Origin of the sequence: Pseudorhodoferax sp. (assembly GCF_047601025.1) — a bacterium.
Taxonomy (GTDB): Bacteria; Pseudomonadota; Gammaproteobacteria; order Burkholderiales; family Burkholderiaceae_C; genus Pseudorhodoferax.
Genome location: NZ_JASGJZ010000001.1, coordinates 4738137 through 4764122 on the forward strand (window position 1 = coordinate 4738137; position 25986 = coordinate 4764122).

General features: G+C 72.0%; 21 protein-coding genes. 4 read left to right on the forward strand and 17 right to left on the reverse strand.

What is annotated here, in order from left to right; translation table 11 throughout:
* Entirely contained in the window at positions 1–645 is a 645-nt protein-coding gene (gene eda, locus QM782_RS21935; protein ID WP_415204987.1) for a bifunctional 4-hydroxy-2-oxoglutarate aldolase/2-dehydro-3-deoxy-phosphogluconate aldolase, read from the reverse strand.
* On the reverse strand, positions 636–2480 hold the full coding sequence (edd, locus tag QM782_RS21940) for a phosphogluconate dehydratase (RefSeq protein WP_415204988.1): 1845 nt from the start codon (positions 2478–2480) through the stop codon (positions 636–638). The genes eda and edd overlap by 10 nt, the downstream gene beginning before the upstream one ends.
* Positions 2481–2618: 138 nt before the next feature.
* Between edd and QM782_RS21945 the strand changes: the two genes are divergently transcribed.
* On the forward strand, positions 2619–3212 hold the full coding sequence (locus tag QM782_RS21945) for a gamma-glutamylcyclotransferase (RefSeq protein WP_415204989.1): 594 nt from the start codon (positions 2619–2621) through the stop codon (positions 3210–3212).
* Here QM782_RS21945 and QM782_RS21950 read toward each other — a convergent pair.
* A complete protein-coding gene (locus tag QM782_RS21950; protein ID WP_415204990.1) occupies positions 3196–3771 on the reverse strand; it encodes a nucleotidyltransferase family protein in 576 nt (191 codons plus the stop codon). The two genes, QM782_RS21945 and QM782_RS21950, sit on opposite strands and share 17 nt — an antisense overlap.
* A 39-nt stretch (positions 3772–3810) precedes the next feature.
* On the opposite strand from QM782_RS21950, the gene pdxH reads away from it, so the two are divergent.
* The gene (pdxH, locus tag QM782_RS21955) at positions 3811–4458 is read left to right on the forward strand and encodes a pyridoxamine 5'-phosphate oxidase (protein WP_415204991.1); all 648 of its coding nucleotides are present in this window, start codon (positions 3811–3813) and stop codon (positions 4456–4458) included.
* 18 nt (positions 4459–4476) lie between these two features.
* Here pdxH and QM782_RS21960 read toward each other — a convergent pair whose 3' ends face one another.
* Positions 4477–8175 carry an EAL domain-containing protein gene (locus tag QM782_RS21960; RefSeq protein WP_415204992.1) on the reverse strand — a complete coding sequence of 1233 codons (3699 nt, stop codon included), beginning with the start codon at positions 8173–8175 and terminating at the stop codon, positions 4477–4479.
* Between the two features lie 51 nt (positions 8176–8226).
* Positions 8227–8973: a DUF6683 family protein gene (locus tag QM782_RS21965; protein WP_415204993.1), complete on the reverse strand. Its 747-nt coding sequence runs from the start codon at positions 8971–8973 to the stop codon at positions 8227–8229.
* A gap of 172 nt (positions 8974–9145) precedes the next feature.
* Here QM782_RS21965 and QM782_RS21970 point away from each other — a divergent pair, with 172 nt between their 5' ends.
* A complete protein-coding gene (locus QM782_RS21970) occupies positions 9146–10093 on the forward strand; it encodes a sugar ABC transporter substrate-binding protein (protein WP_415204994.1) in 948 nt (315 codons plus the stop codon).
* Positions 10094–10104: 11 nt separating this feature from the next.
* The gene (locus QM782_RS21975) at positions 10105–11223 is read left to right on the forward strand and encodes a nucleoside hydrolase (protein WP_415204995.1); all 1119 of its coding nucleotides are present in this window, start codon (positions 10105–10107) and stop codon (positions 11221–11223) included.
* A gap of 72 nt (positions 11224–11295) precedes the next feature.
* On the opposite strand, the gene QM782_RS21980 is transcribed toward QM782_RS21975, so the two are convergent.
* From QM782_RS21980 to rlmH, 12 genes are all read right to left on the reverse strand, one after another.
* Complete coding sequence (locus tag QM782_RS21980) at positions 11296–12240, reverse strand: diguanylate cyclase (protein ID WP_415204996.1); 945 nt, start codon at positions 12238–12240, stop codon at positions 11296–11298.
* A 4-nt stretch (positions 12241–12244) separates the two neighbouring features.
* Positions 12245–14632, reverse strand: a complete 2388-nt coding sequence (locus tag QM782_RS21985; RefSeq protein ID WP_415204997.1) for a response regulator — start codon at positions 14630–14632, stop codon at positions 12245–12247.
* Positions 14629–15882: an ABC transporter substrate-binding protein gene (locus QM782_RS21990; RefSeq protein ID WP_415204998.1), complete on the reverse strand. Its 1254-nt coding sequence runs from the start codon at positions 15880–15882 to the stop codon at positions 14629–14631. The genes QM782_RS21985 and QM782_RS21990 overlap by 4 nt, the downstream gene beginning before the upstream one ends.
* A 182-nt stretch (positions 15883–16064) precedes the next feature.
* Positions 16065–17573 (reverse strand): ribonuclease G, encoded by a 1509-nt coding sequence (gene rng, locus QM782_RS21995; protein WP_415204999.1) that lies wholly within the window; start codon positions 17571–17573, stop codon positions 16065–16067.
* Entirely contained in the window at positions 17570–18637 is a 1068-nt protein-coding gene (locus tag QM782_RS22000) for an aminotransferase class I/II-fold pyridoxal phosphate-dependent enzyme (protein WP_415205000.1), read from the reverse strand. The genes rng and QM782_RS22000 overlap by 4 nt, the downstream gene beginning before the upstream one ends.
* Entirely contained in the window at positions 18637–19920 is a 1284-nt protein-coding gene (locus QM782_RS22005) for a TRAP transporter large permease (protein ID WP_415205001.1), read from the reverse strand. Before QM782_RS22005 ends, QM782_RS22000 begins: the two co-directional genes overlap by 1 nt.
* A 3-nt stretch (positions 19921–19923) precedes the next feature.
* A complete protein-coding gene (locus tag QM782_RS22010) occupies positions 19924–20382 on the reverse strand; it encodes a TRAP transporter small permease (RefSeq protein WP_415205703.1) in 459 nt (152 codons plus the stop codon).
* A gap of 50 nt (positions 20383–20432) precedes the next feature.
* On the reverse strand, positions 20433–21422 hold the full coding sequence (locus tag QM782_RS22015; RefSeq protein WP_415205002.1) for a TRAP transporter substrate-binding protein: 990 nt from the start codon (positions 21420–21422) through the stop codon (positions 20433–20435).
* A gap of 139 nt (positions 21423–21561) precedes the next feature.
* Positions 21562–22164 carry a Maf family protein gene (locus QM782_RS22020; RefSeq protein WP_415205003.1) on the reverse strand — a complete coding sequence of 201 codons (603 nt, stop codon included), beginning with the start codon at positions 22162–22164 and terminating at the stop codon, positions 21562–21564.
* A gap of 64 nt (positions 22165–22228) precedes the next feature.
* Complete coding sequence (locus tag QM782_RS22025; RefSeq protein ID WP_415205004.1) at positions 22229–22849, reverse strand: MYXO-CTERM sorting domain-containing protein; 621 nt, start codon at positions 22847–22849, stop codon at positions 22229–22231.
* Between the two features lie 65 nt (positions 22850–22914).
* Entirely contained in the window at positions 22915–25164 is a 2250-nt protein-coding gene (locus QM782_RS22030) for a phosphocholine-specific phospholipase C (protein WP_415205005.1), read from the reverse strand.
* A gap of 168 nt (positions 25165–25332) precedes the next feature.
* Entirely contained in the window at positions 25333–25812 is a 480-nt protein-coding gene (gene rlmH, locus QM782_RS22035) for a 23S rRNA (pseudouridine(1915)-N(3))-methyltransferase RlmH (protein WP_415205006.1), read from the reverse strand.
* Between the last annotated feature and the right edge of the window lie 174 nt (positions 25813–25986).

Below are 25986 nucleotides of genomic sequence, written 5' to 3' on the forward strand. Positions count from 1 at the left end.
TCAGCCGCGCGGCAGCTGGCTGGCCGCGCGCGCCAACGTCTCGATGCGGCCCCAGTCGCCGCTGGCCAGCGCGTCGTTCGGCACCAGCCAGGAGCCGCCCACGCAGGCGACGTTGGCCAGCGCCAGCAGTTCCGGCGCATTGGCGGCGCTGACGCCGCCGGTCGGGCAGAACTTCACGTCGGCGAACGGCCCCTGCCAGGCCTTGAGCATGCCGGTGCCTCCGGCCTGCATGGCCGGGAAGAACTTCAGCGCGTCGAAGCCGTCCTCCAGCGCCATCATGACTTCGCTGCCGGTGGCCACGCCGGGCAGCAGCGGCAGGCCCGCGTCGCGGCAGGCCTGGCCGACCTTGGGCGTGTAGCCCGGGCTCACGCCGAAGCGCGCACCGGCCTGCACGGCGGCCCGCACGTCGGCCGCGCTGCGCAGCGTGCCGGCGCCGACCACGGCCTCCGGCACGGCCTTGGCGATGGCCTCCATGCAGGCCAGGGCCTGCGGCGTGCGCAGCGTCACTTCCAGCATGCGGATGCCGCCGGCCAGCAGCGCGCGCGCCATCGGCACGGCGTGCGCCACGTCGTGCAGCACGATGACCGGGATCACGGGCGCATCGCGCATCACGTCCTGCGCGGTCAGGGGGGTATTCAAAGCCATGTCGGTGCTCCTTCTTCTGCGGTGGCGGCATTGCGACGCATGCCGGCGAACAAATCCCGGCCCAGCCCGTGGCCGGCGACCTGGCGCAGGGCCTCGGGCATGGTGGCCAGCGGGCGGGCATTCCATTCGGTGTCGGGCACCTGGACGTCGAGCGTGCCGGCCGTCGCGTCCAGCCGCACCACGTCGCCGTCGCGCAGCCTGGCCAGCGGGCCGCCGGCCGCGGCCTCGGGCGTCAGGTGGATCGCGGCCGGCACCTTGCCGGAGGCGCCGCTCATGCGCCCGTCGGTCACCAGCGCGACCTTGAAGCCCCTGCCCTGCAGCACCGCCAGCGGCGGCGTGAGCTTGTGCAGCTCGGGCATGCCGTTGGCCTGCGGGCCCTGCCAGCGCACCACGCAGACCAGGTCGCGCTCCAGCTCGCCGGCGCTGAACGCCTTCTGCAGGTCTTCCTGCGAATCGAAGATGCGCGCCGGCGCCTCGATCACGTGCCGGTCGTCCGGCACCGAGGACACCTTGATCACGCTGCGGCCGAGCCGGCCCTGCAGCAGCTTGAGGCCGCCGGTGGCGCTGAACGGCGCGGCGGCGGGCCGCACGATGGCCTCGTCCCGGCTCGGGCCGGACGGCCGCCAGGCCAGCGCCTCGTCCGCCAGCAGCGGCTCGTGCGCGTAGTCGCGGATGCCGCCGGCGCGCACGGTCAGCACGTCCTCGTGCATCAGGCCGGCGTCCAGCAGTTCGCGGATCACGAAGCCGGTGCCGCCGGCGGCCTGGAACTGGTTCACGTCGGCGCTGCCGTTGGGGTACACCCGCGCCAGCAGCGGCACCACCTCGGACAGCGCCTCGAAGTCGTTCCAGTCGATCGCGATGCCGGCCGCGCGCGCGACCGCGACCCAGTGGATCAGGTGGTTGGTCGAGCCGCCCGTGGCCAGCAGCGCGACCATGGCGTTGACGATGCAGCGCTCGTCCACGATGCGGCCGATCGGCGGGCAGGCGCCGCGCTGCGCGGCGGGCGTGCCGTCCAGCGCCGTCCCCCAGCCCAGCACCGTGCGCGCGGCCTCGCGCGTCAGCGCCTCGCGCAGCGGCCCGCCGGGCGCCACGAAGGCCGTGCTCGGCACGTGCAGGCCCATGGCCTCCAGCAGCATCTGGTTGCTGTTGGCCGTGCCGTAGAAGGTGCAGGTGCCGGCGGCGTGGTAGGCGGCGGACTCGGCCTCCAGCAGCTCCCTGCGGCCGACCAAGCCCTGCGCGGCCTGTTCGCGCACCTTGGCCTTGGCGCTGTTGGACAGGCCGGAGGGCATGGGCCCGGCCGGCACGAACACCGTGGGCAGGTGCCCGAAATGCAGGGCGCCGATCAGCAGGCCCGGCACGATCTTGTCGCACACGCCCAGCATCAGCGCGCCGTCGAACAGGTCGTGCGTCAGCGCCACGGCGGTGGCCATGGCGATCACGTCGCGGCTGAACAGCGACAGCTCCATGCCCGGCAGGCCCTGCGTGACGCCGTCGCACATGGCCGGCACGCCGCCGGCCACCTGGGCCGTGGCGCCGTAGCGGCGCGCCTCCTCCTTGACCACGTCGGGGTAGCGCTGCAGCGGCTGGTGCGCCGACAGCATGTCGTTGTAGGCGTTGACGATGCCGATGTTCGGCGCGCGCTCGGCCACGACCTTGAAGCGGTCGTCGTCCGGCATGGCCGCGAAGGCGTGCGCCACGTTGGCGCAGCCCATGCGGTCGGAGCCGCGCGTGCGGGCGGCCATGGCGTCCAGGCGTTCGAGGTAGGCGCTGCGCGCAGGCGCGCTGCGCGCGCGGATGCGCGCGGTGACGGCAGTGACGGTGGCGTGGGTGTTCATCGTGCAGGCGCGCGAGGCGCAATAGGCGGGGGGCGCGACGATGCTAACCGCGAAGGCCCGTCTCCCGCGCGCCCGGGGATTACCAACGGGTTACGAAAACCCGGGCGCCCCGCGCCATGCCTTGCTAGAGTTCCCGTCGTGACACCGACCGCCATCTCCGCCGCGCCGCTGCGCGACCCCCTGCCGCTGCTGGAGCGCACCCGGCGCGAATGGGGCGGCCAGGACGACTACTGGGTGTTCGGCTACGGTTCGCTGATCTGGCGCCCCGAGTTCGAGCACGTGGAGCACCGGCTGGCGCGCGTGCACGGCTGGCACCGCGCGCTGAAGATGTGGAGCCGCGTGAACCGCGGCACCCCCGAATGCCCGGGCCTGGTGTTCGCGCTGCTGTCCGGCGGCAGTTGCCGGGGCGTGGTGTTCCGGATCCCGCAGCACGACGGCGCCGCCGTGCTGGAGCGGCTGTGGGCGCGCGAGATGCTGATGGGCGTGTACGACCCGCGCTGGCTGCACTGCCTGACGCCCGCAGGACCGGTCAAGGCCCTGGCGTTCACGCTGTCGCGCCGCAGCCCGAGCTTCACCGACGCGCTGACCGACGAGGACTACCGGCGCGTGTTCGCGCAGTCGTGCGGCCGCTTCGGCACCACGCTGGACTACGCGCGCGAGACCTTCGAGGGCCTGAAGCGCCACCAGATCCACGACCGGGCGCTGGAGCGCCTGCTCAGGCTCGCCGGCTGAGAAACAGGCGCTCGGCGCGCGCCAGGTCGTCCAGCGTGTCGACGTCGGTCACGCAGCCGGCATCGTCCAGCGCCAGTTCCAGCACACGGCCGGCCCGCCGCTGCGCCTGCACCACGCCCGCGGCGCCGGCGTCGCCTGAAAGCGCCAGCAGCGCGTCGCGGCACTGCGCCGCGAAACCCACCGGATGCCCGCGCACGCCGCCGTGCAGCGGTAGCACCACGGCCGCCTGCGCCAGCGCCGCCGCCACCCGGCGCAGCGAATCGGGCCGCACCAGCGGCAGGTCGCCCGGCAGCACCAGCCAGCCGCCGGCACGCGGCGTCGCGCGCACGGCTGCGGCGATCGAATCGCCCATGCCCGGGTGGCCGGCGTCCTCCAGATGCCAGGCCAGGCCGCTGGCGCGCACCGCGTCCAGCGTGCGCTCGAGCACCGGCCGGCCGGCCAGCGGCGCCCGCAGCTTGTGCCCCTGCCCGCCCGAGGCGCGGAAACGCTCGCCACGGCCGGAGGCGAGGACCAGGACGACCGGCTGGCGCGGCGCATCGGGACCGGGAGGGGCGTTCATGGCGCCGGCGATGGTACGCGCGGCGCACAATCGCCGGCCATGAGCGACCTCCAGACCTCCATCGCCGCGCTGCGCAAAAGCTACGAGCGCGCCGAACTCGACGAATTCGCCTCGCACGCCGACCCGCTGCAGCAGTTCGACCAGTGGATCAACGAAGCCATCGCGGCCCAGGTGCCCGAGCCGAGCGCGATGACGCTGGCCACCGTGGGCAGCGACCTGCGCCCGTCCACGCGCGTCGTGCTGCTCAAGGGCTTCGATGCGCGCGGCCTGGTCTTCTACACCAACTACGACAGCCGCAAGGGCCGCGAGCTGGCCGGCAACCCGTATGCGGCGCTGCAGTTCCACTGGGTCGAGCTCGAGCGCGTGGTGCGCATCGAGGGCGTGGTCGAGAAGACCAGTGCCGAGGAAAGCGACGCCTACTACGACAGCCGCCCGCTGGATTCGCGCATCGGCGCCTGGGCCAGCCCGCAGAGCCAGGTGATCCCGGGCCGCTCCGTGCTGGTGGCCAACGCCGCCAGGTACGGCGCGCAGTTCCTGCTCAAGCCGCCGCGCCCGCCGCACTGGGGCGGCTACCGCGTGGTGCCGGCCGAATGGCAGTTCTGGCAGGGGCGCAAGAGCCGGCTGCACGACCGCCTGCGCTACCGGCGCGAGGGCGACGCCTGGGTGCGCGAGCGGCTGGCGCCCTGACCCCGAGCGACGGCCGGCCTACGGCTGCAGCAGCGGCCCGCCCTTGCGCAGCAGCGCCTCGAACTCGGCGGCCGGCACCGGCCGGCCGATGTAGTAGCCCTGGATCTGGTCGCAGCCCTGCTCGCGCAGCAGCCGGCAGTGCTCGGCCGTCTCCACCCCTTCCGCGATCACCTTGAACTGCAGGCTGTGCGCCAGTGCGATCACCGCGCGCACGATGGTCGCGTCCTCGGGCTGCGCGAGCATGTTGCGCACGAAGGACTGGTCGATCTTCAGCGTGTCCACCCGGAAGTGCTTCAGGTAGCTGAGGCTGGAATAGCCCGTGCCGAAGTCGTCGATCGACAGCCTCACGCCGGCCTGGCGGAGCTGGCCGAAGGTGCTGATCACGCGCCCGACGTCCTGCGCGATCAGGCTCTCGGTCAGCTCCAGCTCCAGCAGCCCGGCGGGCAGGCCGACCTCGCGCAGCACCTGCAGCGCCCAGGCCGCGAGGTCCTGCTGCAGCAGGTGGCGGGCCGAGATGTTCACGGCCACCGGCGTCGGCGCCAGCCCCGCGTCCACCCAGGCCTTGGCCTGCGCGCAGGCCGTGCGCAGCACCCAGTCGCTGATCGGCACGATGAGCCCCGACTCCTCCGCCACCGGGATGAAGCGCCCGGGCGACACCGCGCCCAGCGTGGGATGCTGCCAGCGCACGAGCGCCTCGCAGCCGATGATCGCGCCGCTGGCCAGGCTCACCTTGGGCTGGTAGACCAGATGCAGCTGGCCGGCGGCCGCGGCGCCGCGCAGGTGGGTCTCCAGGTCCACGCGCTGCTGCGCGGCCTCGCCCAGCGCAGGCGTGAACACCTGGCAGGTGTTGCGGCCCAGGCCCTTGGCCTGGTACATGGCCAGGTCGGCATTGCCGATCAGCGACTGGGCGTCCTCGCCGTGCTCCGGGAACACGCTCAGCCCCACGCTGCCCGACAGGTGGATCTCCCGGCCCTGGACGACGAGCGGCGGCTGCAGGCACTCGGTGACCTGGCGCGCCAGGTCCTGCGCCTCGGCCGCGTCGGCCAGCCCGTTCAGCAGGATCAAGAACGCGTCGCCGCCATGCCGCGCCACGGTGTCGCCCGGCCGCACCGCGCCGCGGACCCGCTCGCCAGCGGCGCGCAGCACCGCGTCGCCGAACGGATGCCCGTAGGCGTCGTTGATCAGCTTGAAGCGGTCCAGGTCCAGGAACAGCAGCGCCAGCCGCCCGCCCGTACGGCCGGCCTGCGCGATCGCCTGCTGCACGCGGTCACGCAGCAGGCTGCGGTTCGGCAGGCCGGTCAGCGCGTCGTGCGTGGCCAGGTGGCGCAGCCGCCGTTCGGCGCGCTTGCGCTCGGTGACGTCCTGGATCGCCCCGACCATGCGCACGCCGCGGCCCGAAGCGCTGCGCAGCACGTAGCCGCGGTCGAACAGCTCGGCGTAGCTGCCGTCCTTGCGGCGGAACCGGTACTCGGCCGTCCAGGTGTCCTGGTCGCCGTCGACGGTGGCGCGCAGGCCGCCGACCACGCGGTCGTGGTCGTCCGGGTGGATGCGGCTGCTCCACGAGTCGACCGAGGATTCGATGTCCTGCGCGCTGTAGCCGAACAGCGTCCGGAAGTTCTCGTTCCACCAGAGGTCGCCGGTCTTCAGGTCCCAGTTCCAGACCACGTCGCCCGTGGCCCGCGCCACGGCGTCGAAGCGCGCCAGGCTGTCCCGCACGGCCTGCTCGGCCCGCTTGCGCTCGGAGATGTCGGTGCCGACGCCGACGAAGCCCCGCACGCCGCCGTGCTCGAAGCGCATGCCGGTGAACAGGCAGGGCACGCGCTGCCCGCTCGGCAGCAGGTAGCTGGCCTCGAAGTGCGTCTCGCCGCTCCGGAAGATCTCGGCGATCCGCTCCGCCACCAGCGCCTTCTGCTCCGGCGGAAAGAAGGACAGCGTGTCGATGCCCTGCAACGCCTCGGGCGTGGCGCCGGTGATGCGTTCCAGGTTGCGGTTCCAGCGGCGCAGCCGCCCCTGTTCGTCGCAGTGGTAGAAGACTTCGGGCAGGCTGTTGAGCACGGCGTCGGCATAGTCCCGTTCCTGGCGCAGCCGCCGCTCGGCCGTCTCGCGCGCGGAGATGTCGTGCACCACCAGGGTGCGCACCGCACTGCCGCCCTGATGCAGCGCGATGACCCGCACTTCCGCGTCGAACGGCCCGTGCGCGCCACGCAGGCGCAGCGTGGCCGCCCCCGTGCTGGCCAGGTTGGCGGCCCAGTCGACCGGCCCCTCGACCGCCGGCACGGCCTGCGGCAGGCTGCGCCCGAGCGCCTGCTCGCGGTCCAGGCCGAACATGCCCTCGGCCGCGGCGTTCCATTCGATGACGGACAGGGACGCGTCCACGCTCAGGATGGCGGCGGCCGAGGAATCGAAGATCGCGCCCTTCAGCGCGAGCGTGCCGATCTCCTGTTCCTTGGCCTGCAGCAGCTGGGCGGTCTTGGCGGCCAGCTCGTGCTCGCGCGCACGGATGTCGTTGGCCATGCGGCCCAGGGCCTCGCCCAGCAGCTGCGTCTCGCGGAACTCGCCGACGGCGGCGGCGAACGCCGGCTGCGCCTGGTCGGAGGAGCGCCCGATCGCCGCCACGCAGCGCTCCAGCGCGGCCACGGGCCGCCCGAAGCGGCGCGCCATGCGCACCGAGGCCCAGATCAGCGCCAGCACCGTGGCCAGGCCCGCACCCATCACCTGGTACAGCGGGCCGCGCCACGGGCCCGCGATCAGCGGCGCCTTGCGCGAGGCGACGACCACCCACGGCAGGCCGCCCTTGAGTTCGATGCGGCGGGCCGCGACCCAGCGGCGCTCACCGTCCAGATCGGCCAGCCCGACGAACGGACCGGCCGTGCCCTGCAGCCCGGCCAGCGCCGCCAGTTCGCCCGGAACCGCCAGCGGCGCGCGGCCGGCGCGGGCATCGCCGACCAGGCGCGCTTCGCGGCCCAGTTCCACGACCTGCAGCTGCACGTCGTAGTCGGCGGACACCACGGCGAGGAAGCGGTTCAGCGCCGGAATGTCGAAATCGGCGTCCAGCACGCCCAGCAGCCGGCCGCCGCCGTCGCGCAGGCTCTTGACGTAGCTGAATCCCCACAGGGGCTCGCCGAGGTCTCCTTCGAAGTGCACGATCCAGCGGTAGGAGGCGATCCAGCGGCCTTCGGGCGGCGCGCTCAGCGCGTCCTGGTAGAAGGGCCGCACCCGGGCGTCGTAGCCGTCGGTCGGGCGCTCCTCGCGCAGGGCGAAGCCCTTGTCCTGCAGCATGAAGTTGCGCGTGTACCGGTCCGCCGGGCGCAGGCCCGGGAACAGCCACAGCAGGACGTCGCCCGCGCCGGTACGCTCCAGCGTGCCGTACTCGCCGTACTCGGGCAGCACGATGCCCAGGTAGCTCAGCTCGGGCCGCTGCTCGAACGCCGAGAGCGAACTCTCCAGCACCGGCCGCAGCACCGCGCCGTCGACCCGATCGAACATGGACAGGGCCCGGACCGCCGAATCCACGGTCATCTCGGCCGCGCGCATCAGGACGCCCAGGCGCTCGACCGAGCGGTCGAGCGCGTGCTCGATCTCGCGCCGGGCCGCATCCTCGGTCCGGATGGCGCCCTGCCAGGCCATGGCTGCCACCAGCACGACGCCCATCGCCACGACCAATCCGGCCACGTGGAACGTCAACGCGCGAACGAAGGACGGCGCTGTTTTCTTCATCTTGTCCAGCCATGCTACACGCGGCCGGACCCGCCACCGCGTAGCCTGTCCTCAGCGCGACTCGAAACCCCGCTCCGTCAGTGCCAATGTCGCCAGATCGACCTGCATGCCCTGGCGCGCCGCCTCGCGGTAGTGGCGCGCGGCGGCCTCGGCCAGCGCGCGGTCGCCGGTGCGGTGGATCTCGGTGCGGTTGGCCATGATCAGCACCGTGTGCAGGATCAGCTCCTCGGCCATGCGCTGGCGCGCCGCGGGCGACAGCCGGGCCAGCTGAGGGTTGACGGCCAGGCTGGCGCGCATGCTGTCGCGCACGCTGGCGACGGCCCGCGGGCCGATCGTCGCCTGCCGGTGCACGATGGCCCAGGCGGCGACGGTGTACGCCGTCACCGCATCGGCCAGGTTGCGCGGGTCCAGGCCGTTCGGCCGGGCGATCTCGTCGCGGTAGCCGCGCAGCCAGTCCTGCGTCAAGGCGCGCTCGATCGCGGCCCGGCGATTTGGATTGGCCTGCACCAACTGGCGGCGGAAGTCCTCCTTGACCCGGGACGAGACGGCCGGGTCGCTGCCCACCTGCAAGGCGGCCCGCCACGTGGGCTCGCCGCGCGGCGGCGCCTTGGTCTTCCCGCGCTCGATGTACGACCCCATGGACTGGCCCACGATGGCCGGCCCGACCAGGTTCGGCACCGGCGCGTGGTAGGCCGGGCCGTCGTAGTACATCTGCGCCTGCGCGGCCAGCGGCGGCAGCCAGAACGCCGACAGCCAGCCGGCCAGCGCGGCGATGCGGAGCGTCAGGCGATGGGTCATGGCGGAGAGGAAGCCTGGACGAAGGCCGAAACATTGTCCGAATGCCCCGGCGCGCAGGTGTTCGAAATTGTTGTTTTTCGCCCCGGGAAACTCCCGACCCGGGAAGAGCGCGCAAACGTTTTGCCATGCCTATATTCGCCGGTTCGAGCATTACGAGACCAAGGAGAGGCAGATGCGCATCGAACGACGCAAGGTGGCCGGGGCGCTGGCCCTGGCCGGGGTGCTGGCGGCCACGCCCACGTGGGCCCAGAGTCCGCCGAAGGTGGCGCTGGTGATGAAGTCGCTGGCCAACGAGTTCTTCCTGACGATGGAAGAAGGCGCCAAGGCGCACCACAAGGAACACGCCAAGCAGTACACGCTGCTGGCCAACGGCATCAAGGACGAGACCGACGCGGCCGCGCAGATCCGCATCGTCGAGCAGATGGTGGCGCAGAAGGTCGACGCGCTGGTGATCGCGCCGGCGGACTCCAAGGCGCTGGTGCCGGCGATCAAGGCGGCGGCCGACAAGGGCGTGCTGATCGTCAACATCGACAACCGGCTGGACGCGGCGGCGCTGCAGGAAAAGGGCCTGCGCGTGCCCTTCGTCGGCCCGGACAACCGCGCCGGGGCGAAGCTGGTGGGCGAGGCGCTGGCCAGGACGCTGAAGGCCGGCGACAAGGTCGGCATCATCGAAGGCGTGTCCACCACCTTCAACGCGCAGCAGCGCACGCTGGGCTACCAGGACGCGATGCAGGCCGCCGGCATCACCGTGGTGGGCGTGCAGTCGGGGCAGTGGGAGATCGACAAGGGCAACCAGGTGGCCTCCAGCATGCTGCGCGAGCACCCGGACCTCAAGGCGCTGCTGGCCGGCAACGACTCGATGGCGCTGGGGGCGGTGGCGGCGGTCAAGGCCGCGGGCAAGACCGGCAAGGTGGCGGTGGTGGGCTACGACAACATCAGCGCCATCAAGCCCATGCTCAAGGATGGGCGCGTGCTGGCCACGGCCGACCAGTTCGCCGCCAAGCAGGCGGTGTTCGGCATCGAGACGGCGCTCAAGGCCCTGGCCGACAAGACCCCGCAGAGCGCCATGCCCGCGGAGATCAAAACCGACGTCGTCCTCGTCACCCGCGACTCGAAGTGAAGGAGCACACCATGCAACGACTTCTCTGGGCCTTCCTGTGCAGCGTCGCGCTGATGCTGGGCGGCTGCGGTGGCGACGGCGACGACGGCCCGCCGAAGATCATCATCGACAGCGACTACAACACCATGAGCGACGACGGCCAGCTCGGCGTGATGGCCGCGCAGCTGCAGGCCGAAGGCAAGCTGCAGGTGCTGGGCATCACCGTGGTCTCGGGCAACAAGTGGCTGGACCAGGGCGTGGTCGAGGCGCTGAAGTCCGTGGAGCGGTTGGGCGTGGGCCAGCGCATCCCCGTCTACGCCGGCGAGAACTTCGCGCTGTCGCACGACTGGGCCACGATCGAGCAGGAACTGGCGGCCGGCGCCGTCAACGACGGCTACTACGGCGCCTGGAGCGTCAGCAAGACGCCGCCCACGCAGGCCGACCTGGTCGCGCCGTCGGACGGCTTCGCCACCTCGACCCGGCTGCAGGCTCAGCACGCGGTGGACTTCATCATCGACGCCGTCAAGGCCAACCCGCGCCAGGTCACGATCCTGGCCATCGGCCCGCTGACCAACATCGCCAAGGCGATGCGCAAGGCGCCGGAGATCGTGCCGCTGATCAAGCAGATCATCTACATGGGCGGCGCCGTGCACGTGGGCGGCAACACCACCAAGCTGGCCGAGTTCAACTGGTGGTTCGACCCCGAGGCCGCGCAGTACGTGGTGCGCCAGCCGGTGCCGCAGGTCGTGGTGCCGCTGGACGTGACCGACACCGTGCTGCTGACCACGCCGATCTACAACCGCATCGCGCACGGCGCGCGCCAGACGGCGGTGACCGAGCAGTTCCGCGAGGTCATGGGCCCGGGCTTCAACGGCATCGGCTTCGAAGGCGACCCGAACTACACGCTGAACGTCTGGGACACGCTGACCATCGCCTACCTGATGGACCCGAAGTTCGCGACCCAGGTCAGCGAGGAGTACGTGGACGTGGTCAACGCGCCGGGCCAAGCCAACAACGGCCAGTCGATCGGCTACACGACCCAGCCCGCTGGCCCTGCGCTGCAGAAGATGAAGGTGGTCCAGCGCTTCGACAACGCGCGCTTCTTCGAGTTCTACGTGGACCTGCTGACGCGGCCGGTGCCGATTCAGTGAGACCCAGGGCGCCTCGGCGCGGGCGTCAGCGCCCTTGGGCGAGCGCACACCCAAGGGCACGAGGTCCGGCAGCTACGGTCTCAGCACCACGCGGTTGCGCCCGCACTGCTTGGCGCGGTACAGGCAGCGGTCGGCCGTCTCCACCAGGTCGGCGGGTGACGAGCCGGGCTGGGGCACCCCGCCGGCCGCGCCCACGCTGACGCTCACCCACGGCGACGTGGGGGAACCCGGATGCGGGATGCGCAGGGTACTTACCGCCTCGCGCAGCCGTTCGCCGATGTGCAGCGCGCCCAGCGCATCCGTGCGCGGCAGGATGCAGGCGAACTCCTCGCCGCCGTAGCGCACGGCCAGGTCGCCCTCGCGCTGCATCTGCCGCGCGATGGCCGTGGCCACCCTCTGCAGCACCTGGTCGCCCGCCGGGTGGCCGCAATGGTCGTTGAACTGCTTGAAGTGGTCGATGTCGATCAGCAGCAGGCCCAGCGGCAGGCCGGCCAGCTGGTGCTTGTGCCATTCCGCCTGCAGGTTGTGGTCGAAGCTGCGGCGGTTGGCGATGCCGGTGAGCGCGTCGATCTGCGCGATGCGCTCCAGCTGCTGCCGCTGGCGCAGGCTCAGCAGCTGGTTGCGCACGCGCGCGCGCAGCACCGGCGGGCTGAACGGCTTGCTGATGTAGTCGATGGCGCCCAGGTTGAGGCCCCGTTCCTCGTCGGTCTTGTCGCTCATCGCCGTGAGGAAGATGACGGTGATGTCGGACGTCTCCGGGTCGTCCTTGAGGCGGCGGCAAACCTCGAAGCCGTCCATGCCCGGCATGCGCACGCCCAGCAGAATCAGGCCCGGCTGCTCGCTGCGGGCGAGGCGCAGCGCTTCCTCGCCGCTGCCGGCCAGGATGGGCTGGCACATGTCCTCGATCTCCGCGGCGGCGAACATCAGGTTGAGCGGCTGGTCGTCCACCAGCAGCACCTTGGGCCGGGTGTCCTCGCCGGGTGTGTCGTTCGACCGGCGGCCTGTGGTTTCGTCCATCGCGCTATCTCCCGTCCGCGCCGAAGCGCTGCTCGATGGCTTCCACCGCTTGCGTGGCCGCCCGGCCGATGTCCTGCAGCAGCAGGCGCGCGGCGGCCATGTCGCCCGCGCGCACGGCCTGCCGCAGGGCATGGCCCAACTGCTCCAGGCGCTTGAAGCCCGCATGGCCGGCCGTGCCGATGAGGTCGTGGGCCTGCTTGCGCAGCAGCTCGGCGGGCAGTTCCTCGGCCTGCTCGGCGACGGCGCGGGCCTGCTCGCCATGCCGGCGGCAGTCGTCGACGAGCAGGCGCAGCATGGCGTCGAAGCGTGCGGGCGCCATCAGGCGCTGCAGGCGCTCCAGCGGGCGTGGGTCGAACGCCACCCGTCCCTCCGGCGCGGTGGGCGCCGGCACCGGGGGCGGCGGCGCCTCCAGCACCGTGGCCTGCGCGGGCTGGCAGTGGCGGGTCAGCGCGCGCCACAGCTCCTGCTCGTCGATGGGCTTGGGCACCAGCGTGTTCATGCCGGCGGCCATGCATTCGGCGATGTCCTCCTGGCTGGTGTTGGCCGTCATGGCGATGATGGGCAACTGGCCGAAGCGCGGGTTCTGCCGCAGCAGGCGCGTGGCGCTGCAGCCGTCCAGCTCCGGCATCATCATGTCCATCAGCACCACGTCGTAGGTACCGTCGCTCGCCTGCTCGAGCAGCTCGATCGCGTGGCGGCCATCGTAGGCCTGGTCGACCTGGATGCCCGCGTCCTGCAGCAGTTCGCTGGCCACCAGCCGGTTGAGTTCGTTGTCGTCCACCAGCAGGGCGCGCAGCCCGCGCAGCGCGCCGGGCGACGGGGCGTCCGTGGGGCGGAGCGTGGCGGGCACGGCGCCGTCCCCGGCCTCCAGCACCCGCACGCGGAACCAGAAGGTACTGCCCTCGCCCAGCCGGCTGCGCACGCCCACGCCGCCGCCCATCAGCTCCGCCAGGCTGCGCGAGATCGCCAGCCCCAGCCCCGTGCCGCCGAAACGCCGGGTGATGGAGGAATCGGCCTGCTGGAAGGGCTGGAACAGCGCCGCGGCCTGCGCCTCGGTCATGCCGATGCCCTCGTCCTGCACCTCGCCGACGAGGCTGAGCCGCTCCCCGCCCTCCGCGTCCTCGCGCGCCAGCCGCAGGCGCACGGTGACGGTGCCGTGGTCGCTGAACTTGATCGCGTTGTTGGCGTAGTTGAGCAGGATCTGGCTGATGCGCAGCGGATCGCCCAACAGCACCGGCATGGGGTCCTCGGTCTCGAGGCGTAGCGCCAGGCCCTTGCCGGCGGCCTTTTCCATCAGCATCTCGCGCACGTCGTCCAGCAATTGCCGGGGCGCGAACGGGATGGCCTCGGGCCGCAGGTGCCCGCCCTCGATCTTCGAGAAGTCCAGGATGTTGTTGATGATGCCCAGCAGGTGCTGGCTGGCGCGCAGGATCTTCTCCAGCCGCTCGCGCTGCTCGACGGCCAGCGGGCGGCGCAGCGTCAGCTGCGTGAGGCCGATGATCGCGTTCATCGGCGTGCGGATCTCGTGGCTCATCGTCGCCAGGAACGCAGACTTGGCCCGCGCCACCTGCTCGGCCTGCGCCTTGGCGACCTCCAGGTAATCCGCGCGCCGCATGTTGTCGCGGAACACCTGCAGCGCCCGGGCCATCTCACCCACCTCGTCGCCGCGCCCGGTGTGCGCGATGGGATGGCCGTAGTCGCGCTCGGTCAGCCGGCCCATCGCCCGCGTCAGCTGGTTGATGGGGCGCACGATCTGCGTCAGCGACAGCCACACCGCCAGGCCGATGACGATCGCCAGCGCCGCGCCCACGGCCAGTGCCGTGTTGCGCAGCGTGTCGCGGGTGGTGGCACTCAGTTGCCCGGACGACTCCTGGAAGTGCGCGATGGTGTCGTCGCGCACCGCGTCCATGTTGTGGCGCAGGGCCTGCAGCGCCGGGTCGAATTGCTGGTGGATGACGTCCAGTGCCCGGTCGCCGCGCCAGCGCGCCGCCGCATCGACGATGGAGGCCGCCAGCGAGAACAGCCGGCGCTCCTGCTGCCCGATCTCGTCGAGCTGCGCGCCCGCCGTGGGCAGCAGCGGGCGGATGGCGTCGAGCTTGCGGCGGAAGTCCTGCTGCTGGCGGTCCAATTGCACCTGCGCGGCGCGCATCTTCGCCTCCTCCTGCTCGGTCAGCACGGAAAAGACCAGGCGGCTGGCATCGCTCAGGTCGAGCAGGGCCGCGCCGACCAGCACCGACGCCTGCGCATCCCGGTCGAGCAGCGCGCGGTAGTCCCGGTCGACCGCCCGCAGCCTGGCCATCGAATACACGGTGGTCGCCACCGCGATCGCCCCGAGCAGGGCCACCAGCGCCACGATCTTGCCGGTGAGTTTGAGCTTGCCGAAGAGTTTCATGGATTCTTGCCGTCGTGTGCGGCGGCGATGGCCCGGCGCAGGCGCCGCGCGGCCTCGGCATCGCCGATGCGACCCATCAGGTGGTCGTTCACCACGTCGTAGATCGCCTGCTTGACCGGGCCGGGGTTGGCATTGCCCATGGCGATCGAGCCCATCAGCGTGCGGCGCATGTTGGCGTTGCGCATGTCGCTGATGGCACGCCGCCCGCAGAGGTCGAAGCGCTCGCGCGGCACGTCGACGCGCGCGGGCGCGGCGCCCGTGGCCAGGTTCAGGTCGGTTTGCAGGTCGATCCGCATGAGCGTGCGGGCGAAGGCCGCGCGCGTGCGGTCGTCGCCCGGCCCGTCCTTGAAGAACATGTACTGGTCGCTGTTGAAGAGGAACAGGCCCTGCGTGTCGGGAAAGCGCTGGCACTCGTAGTCCTGGCCGGGAACGAGGCCGTGGAGGCGGAACTCGCCGGAGACCCAGCTCCCCTGCACCTGCATCAGCGCCTGGCCCTGGCGCACCAGCGTGGTGGCCTCGTCCCAGGTGCGCCGGGAAAAGCCCGCGTCCAGGTAGCCGCGCAGCACCGACATGCGCGCGAAGATCTTCTCGGGCAGCGGGCCGTCCAGCGCCGCCGGGTCGAGTTCGAGGAAGGCGCGGCGGTAGAACTCGGCCCCGCCCGCCCCGGCCGCCACCGACTCGAACAGCAGCGTGTGCTCCCACGGCTCGCGGCCCATGGCCAGCGGGATGATGCCCGCCGCCCTGGCCCGGTCCAGCAGGGCCACCAAGTCCTCCCAGGTGTCGGGCAGCGCCAGGCCCAGGCGGGCGAACTGCGCGCGGTTGATCCACAGCCAGTTGGTCGAATGCGCGTTGATCGGCGCGGCCACCCAGTGCCCCTGGTACTTGGACAGGTGCTGGATGCCGTAGGGCACGACCTCGTCCCATTCCTGCTCGCGCGCCACGTCGTCCAGGATGGCCAGCTTGCCCTGGCGCGCCCATGCGTGGATGTCGTAGCCGATCACCTGCGCCGCCATGGGCGGCCGGCCCTGCGCCACCCAGCCCTTGAGCACGTCGCCGTAGCGGCTGGTGCCGCTGCCGGCGGCGATGCGCTGGCGCCAGCGCAGGCCCTGCGCCTCGATGTACTTGCGCATCACGCCCAGGCTCGCGACCTCGCCCTCGGACACCCACCAGCTCGCAATCTCCACGACCGGCGCAGACGCATCGGCCGCCGGCGCGGCAACGCACGGCGACAGGTACGCGGCCAGCCACACGCACGCGATGCGCGCGCAGGCTCGCGGAACGGCAGGCAGGAATAGAAAGGTCACAAAAAGGACAACGCGCCCCGGGATCGGCGCAGCGCCATATTATCTTTTTATTACAACAGCTTACCCTGAAGGACCTCGCCCGATCGCGGATATGGGAACGCCGGTGCCCCGGCCGCGGGCCTGGAACCTCAAAGCAAGACGATGTCGTACTGCTCCGGCCCCATGGCGCTTTCGGCCTGCAGCGAGATCGGCTTGCCGATGAAGTCCGACAGGCCGGCCAGGTGCTGGCTTTCCTCGTCCAGGAACAGCTCGACCACACGCGGCGAGGCGACGACGCGGAACTCGCGCGGGTTGAACTGGCGCGCCTCGCGCAGGATCTCGCGCAGGATGTCGTAGGTCACGCTGCGCGCGGTCTTCACGGCGCCGGTGCCGCGGCACACGGCGCAGGGCTCGCACAGCATGTGGGCCAGCGACTCGCGCGTGCGCTTGCGCGTCATCTCCACCAGGCCCAGCGGCGAGAAGCCGCCGGCCGTGGTCTTCACCCGGTCGCGGCCGAGCTGCTTGCGCAGTTCGGCCAGCACGGCGCCGCGGTGCTCGTCGCGCACCATGTCGATGAAGTCGACGATGATGATGCCGCCCAGGTTGCGCAGGCGCAGCTGCCGCGCGATGGCGCCGGCGGCCTCCAGGTTGGTCTTGAAGATGGTGTCGTCGAAGTTGCGCGCGCCGACGAAGCCGCCGGTGTTCACGTCCACCGTGGTCAGCGCCTCGGTCTGGTCGACGATCAGGTAGCCGCCGGACTTCAGGTCCACGCGGCGGCCCAGGGCCTTGCGCACTTCGTCGTCGATCGAGAACAGGTCGAAGATCGGCCGCTCGCCCTTGTAGTGCTGCAGCTTCTGCGCGGCCGCCGGCATGAACTCGCGGCCGAAGGCGAGGAGCTTGTCGAACTGCTCGCGCGAGTCGATGCGGATGCTCAGCGTCTCCTCGGTCACCAGGTCGCGCAGCACGCGCTGCAGCAGGTCCAGGTCCTGGTGCAGCAGCGAGGGCGCGGGCTGCTGCTGCGCCGCGACCCGGATGCGCGCCCAGGCCTTGCGCAGGTAGGCGATGTCGTCGGCCAGCTCGGCGTCGCTGGCGTCCTCGGCGTTGGTGCGCAGGATGAAGCCGCCCCCGGCGTCGCCGACCAGGGCCTGCAGCCGGCGCCGCAGCTCGTCGCGCTGCGCGGCCGGGATCTTCTGCGACACGCCGACGTGCTCGTCCTGCGGCAGGAACACCAGCAGCCGCCCGGCGATGCTGATCTGCGTGGACAGCCGCGCGCCCTTGCTGCCGATCGGGTCCTTGACGACCTGCACCATCAGCGACTGGCCCTCGAACACCTGGCGCTCGATCGGCACCTGGCCATGGCCATGACCATGGCCGTTCGTGCGCGGGTGCGCCGGCTCGCCTTCGCCGCGCACCGCGCCGGCGCCGGGCACCAGGTCGGCCACGTGCAGGAAGGCGGCCCGCTCCAGGCCGATGTCGATGAAGGTGGACTGCATGCCGGGCAGCACGCGGGCGACGCGGCCCAGGTAGACGTTGCCGACCAGGCCCCGCTCCAGCGTGCGCTCCAGGTGCAGCTCCTGCACGGCGCCGTGTTCGACGATGGCCACGCGGGTTTCCTGCGGCGACCAGTTGATCAGGATGTCCTGCTGCATGGGCATCATGCGCGGTCCCGCGGATGGTGGACGGGTGGCACGTCGGCTCCTCGTTGTCGTTGTCGCCGCATCGTACCGCTCCCGAGGGCCTGCAGCGCGGCCGCCAGCGCATCCTGGTGCCCGGGCGCCAGGACGGCCAGCCGCACATGGCCCGGCAGGCCGAAGGAGGCGCAGTCGCGCAGCTGCACGCCGTGCGTCCGCAGCGCCTGCAGCAGGCCGGCCGGGTCGCAGCCGCCGGGCAGCCGGGCGCAGAAGAAATGCGCGTCGCCGGGCAGCACCCGCCAGCCCTGCGCCTCGCACAGCGCGGCCAGGCGCGCCTTCCAGGTGCGCAGCTGCGGCAGGCTGTCCCGCACCCAGGCCTGGGCCTCGGGGCCGGCCCAGGCCTGCAGCATGGCCACGCCGTGCGCGCCCAGCGGCCAGGACGGCGCCAGCGCCTGCAGCCGGTCGAGCCAGGCCGGATCGGCATCGGCCGGCGCGACCGCGTAGGCGCCGCGCACGCCGGTCAGGCCCAGCGCCTTGTTCGGCGACCAGAGCTGCCAGACGCGGCTGCCGGCCCCGGGCGGCAGCGCCGGCCGGCCCGCGAGGCGCAGCGGCGCGTAGGCGCAGTCCAGCACCAGCGGCAGGCGCGCCGCCAGCGCGTCGGCCTGGGCGTGCAGGTCCGGCGGCGCCTGCCCCAGCGGCGACGAGGGATCGCAGGCCCAGGCCAGGCAGCAGTCCGCGGCCGGCGCCTGGCGCACCGCCAGGCCATGCGCCCGGGCGGCCCAGGCGTAGTCGCCGTAGGCATGCGGCGGCACCAGCACCGCGCCGCCGGGCCGCGCCGCGGCGGCGGTGATCCGCATGATGAATTCGCTGGCGCTGGCGGCGACGACGATGCGCGCGGCGGCGACGCCGTGCAGCGCCGCCAGCGCCTCGCGCAGCGCGGTGCTGGCCGGGTCGGGATAGCGGGTCGGGTCGGCCTGGCGCACGGCCGCCAGCGCGGACGGACAGGGCCCGCAGCCGTTGGCGTTGGCCGAGAAGTCGTGCGGCGCCGCGCCGCCGGCGCCGGGACCGCCGTGCGTGCGCGCAGCCGCCATCAGAAGCCCAGCGTGTGCGGCAGCCAGGTCGAGATCGCCGGCACGAAGGTGATCAGCGCCAGCACCACCAGGTGCGCCAGCAGGAACGGCGGCAGCTCGCGCGAGAGCTGCGCCATCGGCACGCGCGTGGCGACCGAGACCACGAACAGCAGCCCGCCCACCGGCGGCGTGATCATCCCCAGCGTCAGGTTGACGATCACGACCATCGCGAAGTGCGTCGGGTCGATGCCCAGCGAAGCCGAGATCGGCGCCAGGATCGGCACCAGGATCATGATGCCCGGCAGCGGCTCCATGAAGATGCCGAACAGCAGCAGCAGCAGGTTCACCACCAGCAGGAACGCGATCGGCGGCAGGTTCCATTCCATCACCGTCTGCGACAGCAACTGCGGGATGCCCTCGACCGTCAGCACCCAGGCGAAGGCCGAGGACGTGGCCATGACCAGCAGCACCGAGGCCGTCAGCATCGCCGAGCGCGAGGCGATCGCCGGGATCGCCTTCCATTGCAGCGTGCGGTAGATCCACTTGCCGCAGACGAGTGCGTAGAACACCGCGACGACCGAGGCCTCGGTCGGCGTGAAGATGCCGAAGCGGATGCCCACCAGGATCACGAAGATCAGCAGCAGCGCCGGAATGGCCTTGATGCTGTTGATCCACATCTCGCGCGCCGAGGGTCGCGCCTCGTGCGAGCGGTAGCCGCGCCGCATGCAGACGCGCCAGTTCACGAAGGCCATGGCCAGCGCAATCAGCGCGCCGGGCACGAAGCCGGCCATGAACAGGCCGCCGACGGAGACCTGCTCGTCCTGCATCGCGTAAATGATCATCGCGATCGACGGCGGGATGATGGGCCCGACGATGGCCGTGCTGGCCGTCAGCGAGGCCGCGTAGGCGCGCGAGTAGCCGGCCTTCTCCATCATCTTGACGGCCATCGAGCCTGGCCCCGCGGCATCGGCCAGCGCCGAGCCGGAGATGCCGGAGAACAGCGTCAGCGACAGCACGTTGGCATAGCCCAGCCCGCCGCGCAGGTGGCCGACGAACTGCGCCGCGAAGCGCAGCAGCACCTGCGTCAGCGCGCCGCCGCTCATCAGCTCGGCGGCCAGGATGAAGAACGGCACGGCCATCAGCGGGAAGCTGTCGATGCCGGTGAACATCTCCTTGAAGACGATCAGCTGCGGATAGCGGCCGCCCACGGCCACCGCCAGCGACGCCGCGATCGCCAGCGCGAACGCGATCGGAAACCCCAGGGCCATCAGCACGACGGCCGCGATGAACAGCGTGAGACTCATGGCTTACAGCGAGGCGGCGGCGTCCGCGTCCAGTTCGTCGGACTGCACGTAGTGGCCGGTGGCGATGAAGCGGCGCGCGATGAACAGCAGGTGCGCGAACAGCAGCACGAAGCCGATCGGCATCGCCAGGTAGATCCAGGCGATCGAGATCTCGGTCGCCGCGGTGGTCTGGAAGCGCGTGGCCCAGACGTACAGCGAGGAAAAGTACGCCATGACCAGGCAGAAGATGCCGATGCCGGCGACGATCACGGCGCGGATCGTGCGCGCCAGCGCCGGCCGCACCGCCGCGTGCAGGCTGTCCACCGCCACGTGGCCGCCGAAGCGCAGCACCAGGCCGGCGCCCAGGAAGGTGACCCAGATCATCAGCTGGCGCGAGATCTCCTCGCCCCAGACCAGCGATTCGCCGGTGGTGTAGCGCAGCACCACGTTGGCAAACACGATGCAGGCCATCGTCAGCAGCATCAGGATCAGCAGCCAGCGGTTGCCGGCCACCAGCGCCCGCTCGGCGCGGCTCACTTGACGGCCGCGATGTCGTCCAGCGTCTTCTGGCCGAACTTGGTCGCGAACTGCTTGTAGGCCGGTGCCAGCGCGGCGCGGAAGGCGGCCTTGTCGACTTCGGTGACGACCTGCACGCCGTTCTTGCGGATCTCCTCGACGCCGCTCTTCTCGACGTCGTCGACGAACCGGCGCGAGGCCAGGCCGCCGGCGCGCGCGCCGTCGGTGAAGGCCTTCTTCTGGGCGTCGTTCAGGCTGCTCCACAGCGCCGGCGAGACGATCAGCGCCATCGGCGCGTAGACGTGGCCGGTCAGCGTCATGTACTTCTGCACCTGCCACAGCTTGGCCGAAACGATGACCGAGATCGGATTCTCCTGGCCGTCGATGATGCCCTGCTGCAGCGCGCCGATGACCTCGGGCCAGGACATCGGCGTGGGCGCGATGCCGAGCTGGCGGAACGCGGCGATGTGGACCTGGTTCTCGGTCACGCGGATCTTCAGGCCCTTGGCGTCCTCGGGCTTGACGACCGGGTGCTTGTTGTTCGTCAGGTGCCGGAAGCCTTGCTCGCCCCAGGCCAGCGCGACCAGGCCGCGCGCGCGGAACTTGGCCAGCATGTCCTCGCCGAACTTGCCGTCCAGCACGGCGCGGGCATGGGCCGTGTCGCGGAACAGGAAGGGCACGTCCATCACGCCGGCATCCGGCACGAAGTTGCTGAGCGCGCCGTTGGAGACGATCACGGCTTCCACCGTGCCCAGCGTCAGGCCTTCGATCAGCTCGCGCTCGCCGCCCAGCGCGCTGGACGGGAAGTGCTTGAACTGGAAGGCCTTGCCGGTGGACTGCTCGACCGAGTCGGCCCAGGCGCGGGCCGCGGCGCCGTAGTGCGAGTTCTGCGCCAGCGCATAGCCGAGCTTGATCTCGCGCGGCTGCTGGGCCAGTGCGCTGCCCACGGGGGCGGCGGCAGCCAGTGCGGCGGACAGGGCGAGAAAGGAACGGCGGATCAGCGTCATGAACACCTCGTGCGGAAACAACGGGACTTCGGAAAGGGGGAAAGGCAGACCGCGGCAGCCGGCGCGCCGCAGGTCGGGGGCCCGGAGTCTAATCGTTCGCGCGCACGCGGCGCCCGCAGGCGGATGGCGGCCCGCCGGATCAGCAGTCGACGCCGGCCTGGCGCAGCAGTTGCGCCGTCTCGAACATCGGCAGGCCCATGATGCCGCTGTAGCTGCCGCTCAGGCGGCGGATGAAGGCCTGCGCCCTGCCCTGCACCGCATAGGCGCCGGCCTTGCCCAGCGGCTCGCCGCTGGCCGCGTAGGCGTCGATCCGGTCCGGCGCCAGGCGGTCGAAGACCACCTGCGAGACGCTCAGCGCCTGCAGCCGCTGCGCGCCGTGCTGCAGCGCGATGGCCGTCAGCACGCGGTGCGTGCGGCCGGACAGCGCGGCCAGCATGCGCGCGGCGTCCGCCGCGTCGGCCGGCTTGCCCAGGATCCGCGGGCCCAGCGCGACCGTGGTGTCGGCGCACAGGATCGGCGCCTGCGGCAGGCCGCGGGCCTGGCGGCGCGCCACCGCGGCATCGAGCTTCAGCGCCGTGACCCGCTGCACGTAGCGGGCCGGCGGCTCGCGGCCGTGCACGGCCTCCAGCGCCTCGCCGTCCTCGCCGGGCAGCGGCAGCAGCAGTTCATGGCGCACGCCGAGCTGGTCCAGCAGCTGGCGCCGGCGCGGGCTCTGCGAGGCGAGGTAGATCCAGCCGGGCATGCGCGATTCGCGGGATGGGAAAGGTGGGTGTCGAACGACCAGGCGCAGCAGGGCTGCCTGGCCATTATGCGTCCCGTGTGGAAGAGGCAGAGGCGCGGCCACCGGCGGCGGTCGCACGGCGGCGGGTGGAGCGCCAGGCGAGGCCGAGGCCCGCCAGGACCAGCGCCGGCATGGCCGGCTCGGGCACGTGCGCGGCGCTCGCAAAGCTGAAGTCGTCCATCACGTAGAACGCCTGCCATGGGCTGGACACGACGACCGCGTCGATCGCGCCGTCCCAGCCCGCGGCCAGGAAGGCCGGCGTGTCGGACAAGGCCAACGTGGCCGAGCTGGCGACCCGCTGGCCTGCGAGGTACAGGTCGAAGCGTACGGTGGCTTCCTCGTAGCCGGCGAACCAGGCGCCGTCGAACACCGTGGGCGCCAGGAAGCGGATGGTGGTGGCGGCATCGTCGCTGCCCCAGGCCATGGTCACGCGGCCCTCGCCCGAGTGCGGGGTGAAAGGCGCCTGGTCGGCGGTGAAGACCGACCAGCCGGAGCCGGACCAGTCGAGGCCGCCGTAGCCGGCCGGCACGGTGTCGTAGCCGTCGGGGCCGACGAGGTCGTCGAACGACAACACGGCAGCCGGGGCGAAGGGCGCGCACAGCGCGAGCGCCGCGCCGGCGAGGAGACAACGGAGGTTGGGGTGCATGTGGATTTCCCTGTCGATGATGTACGTGGTGCGCAGGCCGGCGCGGCGCCGGCCGCCTGGCGGCTTCAGCCCTGGACCAGGCCCAGCGCCGGATCGCTGACGGTGTGCCGGCCGGTCTCGACGCGGCCGGCGAAGCGCCGCGTGTAGTCGGGCTGGCCGGCGACCGTGGCGGTGAAGTCGTACCAGCAGTCGCTGGCGGCCACCGGCAGGCGCACGCTCAGCTCGCTGCGCGGCGCCAGTGCATGGCTCCGGGACAGCGTCTGGTAGGCGTTCGCGGCGAGCAGGAAGGTGCACGGCGCCGCGCCGGCGTTGGCGAAGCGCAGCACCAGCTCGCCGCTGTTGCCGTCGCACAGCACCTGCAGCTCGGGCCGCGGCTGGCCGGCCGCGACGGCGCGCAGCGCGCTGCCGGTGAAGTGGCGGTGGTAGCCGTTCGGCCCCAGCACCCACAGGTCGTAGCCGCCGCCCACCGCCGGCGTCCAGGTGTCCGACAGCGACTTGCCCGGCTCGACCATGTAGCGGCGCGGGACGGCAGCCAGGTCGTTGCGGTCGTAGACGTGGAACACGGCGGCCTGGCGGCCGGTATTGCCGAAGCGCAGCGCCACGCGCGTGGCGGCCAGGGTGGCGCCGGGCTGCACCTCGCAAACCGTCCAGAGCTCGTAGGGCAGCGCGCGCGAAGGCCGCGTGCCGGCGGGCTGGACGGGCAGTTGCTGCGGCGCCGGCGGCGCGATCTGCCCGAGCTGCTCCTGCTGGCGGCGCAGTGCGTCGGCGGCGTTCCGGTCGCGCCGGCCCTGCAGCACCGGCAGGACCTCGGTGTTGGGCGTCGCGAAGTTGAACGCACTGGTCAGGTCGCCGCAGACGGCGCGGCGGAACGGGCTGATGTGGGGCTCGGGCACTCCAAAGCGCGCCTCCAGGAAGCGCAGCACGGACGTGTGGTCGAACACCTGCGAGTCGACCCAGCCGCCGCGGCTCCACGGCGAGATCACGAACAGCGGCACGCGCGGGCCCGGGCCGTAGACGCGGCCGTCCGGGGCCGGCTGCCGGGTGCTGCCGGCCGGCCGGCCATGCGTGTAGTACTCGGCCGCCAGGTCGGCCTGCGCCAGCGTGGTCTTGCCGGCGTAGCCGCCCCGGCCGTCCGGCGAGGGCGCCGACGGCGACGGCACGTGGTCGAAGTAGCCGTCGTTCTCGTCGAAGTTCACCAGCAGCACGGTCTTGCTCCAGACTTCCGGCACGGCGGTCAGCGCGTCCAGCACTTCCTGCAGGAACCAGGCGCCCTGCACCGGGCTCGACGGGCCCGGATGCTCGCAATAGATCGACGGCGCGTTGATCCAGGCAACCTGTGGCAGCCTGCCTTCGCGGATGTCGCGGCGGAAGGCGTCCAGGTAGTGCTCGGGCGCGGTGCCGGGCAGCGTGTTGGCGATGCCCTTGTACAGCGGGTTGCCCGGGTTGTCCGTCGCGGCGTCGTAGGCGTGGTACGGCACGGGCTGGCCGGTGTCGGTGTAGGGCCGGCCGGGCGAGCCGCCGCTGGAGACCGGGTAGCCCGAGGCGATGTTGGCGCGCCGGAACTGGCGGAACGCGCCCAGCATGTTGTCGCCCCACTCGTCCGGCATGTTCTGGTAGCTGATCCAGCGGACGCCGGCCTCCTCCAGGCGCTCGGCATAGGTCTTCCACGTGTAGCCGGTGTCGACGCCGCTGGCCAGGCCGTCGATCGCGTCCCATTCGTTGCTCACGAACGCCGTGCCGGTCGGCGCCGCGCCGTTGGTGCCGGTCAGGAAGAAGGAGCGGTTCGCGTCGGTGCCGGTGTGCATGGCGCAGTGGTAGGCATCGCACAGCGTGAAGGCGTTGGCCAGCGCGAACTGGAACGGGATCTCGCTTTCCTTGAAGTAGCCCATCGAGATCGGGTTCTTGTAGCGCGGCCACTGGTCCATGCGGCCGTCGTCCCAGGCCTGCTGGCTGTCGTGCCAGTCGTGCGGCGTGCCATCGGCGCGCTGCGCGTTGCCCCGGCTGCCGTCCAGGTGGTAAGGCAATACCACGCTGCCGTCGGCCAGGCGCTGCTGCCACACGTTGCGCCCGTCGGGCAGCGGGATCGGAAAGCGGTCGCCGAAGCCGCGCACGCCGGGCAGCGTGCCGAAGTAGTGGTCGAAGGCGCGGTTCTCCTGCATCAGGATCACCACGTGCTCGACATCCTGGATCGTGCCGGTGGCGTTGTGGGCGGGAATCGCCAGCGCGCGCCGGATCGACGGCGGAAAGGCGGCGAGAGTCGCCGCAGCGATGCCGGTGGTGGCACTGCTGCGCAGGAAGCTGCGTCGTGAAGTCATGGCTGTGGGTGGGTCGGGTTCCATCGCGCGCGGACGGTGCGTTGCCGCCGCGCTCCCCGGCAGTCGGGCGCTGCACGGCCGGGCAAGCCTAGGCCCGGCTCGTGACGCTGGCGTGAACTCGACAGGCCGCGCACAGGGCCCGGTCGCGGCAGCGCCCCGGCGAACGGACTACTCGCGGTGGTAGGGATGGCCGGCGTTGACCGACCAAGCGCGGTAGAGCTGCTCGACCAGCAGCACGCGCACCATGGCGTGCGGCAGCGTCAGGTCCGACAGGCGGATGCGCTCGTGCGCGGCCTGGCGGAACGCCGGCTCCAGGCCGTCGGGCCCGCCGATCACCAGCGCCACGTCGCCGCCTTCCCCTTGCCAGCCCTGCAGCCGGGCCGCCAGCGCCTGCGTGGTCAGCGCGGTGCCGCGCTCGTCCAGCGCCACCACGCGCGGCGCGCGGCCGGCCGCGGCGGCGATGGCGGCCTCGATGCGGGCGCGCTCGGCCGCCAGGATCTGCTCGCGCGTGCGTGAGCCGCGCGGCTCGGCCTTGACGGCGCGCAGCTCCACGCGCAGCTCGGGCGGAAAACGCTTGGCGTAGTCGTCGTAGGCGGTCTGCGCCCAGTCGGGCATGCGCTGCCCCACGGCGACGATGACGAGCTTCAAGCGGCTCTGAAGCTGTGAATGGACCGATCGCGCCCACGACGGGGGGCGCCTGCCGGGCGCAGGCCGCCGCCCTGGTGGGTGCCAGGGCAAGGACTGCAACGCCTGCATGGGGCCAGGCGCGCCCCGGCCCGAAAGGCGAGGCCCCGGGCACGGCTTTGGTGATGCACGTGGGCG

Excerpts from the sequence above, each read along its gene's own strand:
- eda (WP_415204987.1), bottom strand. The coding sequence starts at position 645 with ATGGCTTTGAATACCCCCCTGACCGCGCAGGACGTGATGCGCGATGCG.
- edd (WP_415204988.1), bottom strand. The coding sequence starts at position 2,480 with ATGAACACCCACGCCACCGTCACTGCCGTCACCGCGCGCATCCGCGCG.
- QM782_RS21950 (WP_415204990.1), bottom strand. The coding sequence starts at position 3,771 with ATGAACGCCCCTCCCGGTCCCGATGCGCCGCGCCAGCCGGTCGTCCTG.
- pdxH (WP_415204991.1), top strand. The coding sequence starts at position 3,811 with ATGAGCGACCTCCAGACCTCCATCGCCGCGCTGCGCAAAAGCTACGAG.
- QM782_RS21960 (WP_415204992.1), bottom strand. The coding sequence starts at position 8,175 with ATGAAGAAAACAGCGCCGTCCTTCGTTCGCGCGTTGACGTTCCACGTG.
- QM782_RS21965 (WP_415204993.1), bottom strand. The coding sequence starts at position 8,973 with ATGACCCATCGCCTGACGCTCCGCATCGCCGCGCTGGCCGGCTGGCTG.
- QM782_RS21970 (WP_415204994.1), top strand. The coding sequence starts at position 9,146 with ATGCGCATCGAACGACGCAAGGTGGCCGGGGCGCTGGCCCTGGCCGGG.
- QM782_RS21975 (WP_415204995.1), top strand. The coding sequence starts at position 10,105 with ATGCAACGACTTCTCTGGGCCTTCCTGTGCAGCGTCGCGCTGATGCTG.
- QM782_RS21980 (WP_415204996.1), bottom strand. The coding sequence starts at position 12,240 with ATGGACGAAACCACAGGCCGCCGGTCGAACGACACACCCGGCGAGGAC.
- QM782_RS21985 (WP_415204997.1), bottom strand. The coding sequence starts at position 14,632 with ATGAAACTCTTCGGCAAGCTCAAACTCACCGGCAAGATCGTGGCGCTG.
- rng (WP_415204999.1), bottom strand. The coding sequence starts at position 17,573 with ATGATGCCCATGCAGCAGGACATCCTGATCAACTGGTCGCCGCAGGAA.
- QM782_RS22000 (WP_415205000.1), bottom strand. The coding sequence starts at position 18,637 with ATGGCGGCTGCGCGCACGCACGGCGGTCCCGGCGCCGGCGGCGCGGCG.
- QM782_RS22005 (WP_415205001.1), bottom strand. The coding sequence starts at position 19,920 with ATGAGTCTCACGCTGTTCATCGCGGCCGTCGTGCTGATGGCCCTGGGG.
- QM782_RS22010 (WP_415205703.1), bottom strand. The coding sequence starts at position 20,382 with ATGCTGCTGACGATGGCCTGCATCGTGTTTGCCAACGTGGTGCTGCGC.
- QM782_RS22015 (WP_415205002.1), bottom strand. The coding sequence starts at position 21,422 with ATGACGCTGATCCGCCGTTCCTTTCTCGCCCTGTCCGCCGCACTGGCT.
- QM782_RS22020 (WP_415205003.1), bottom strand. The coding sequence starts at position 22,164 with ATGCCCGGCTGGATCTACCTCGCCTCGCAGAGCCCGCGCCGGCGCCAG.
- QM782_RS22025 (WP_415205004.1), bottom strand. The coding sequence starts at position 22,849 with ATGCACCCCAACCTCCGTTGTCTCCTCGCCGGCGCGGCGCTCGCGCTG.
- QM782_RS22030 (WP_415205005.1), bottom strand. The coding sequence starts at position 25,164 with ATGACTTCACGACGCAGCTTCCTGCGCAGCAGTGCCACCACCGGCATC.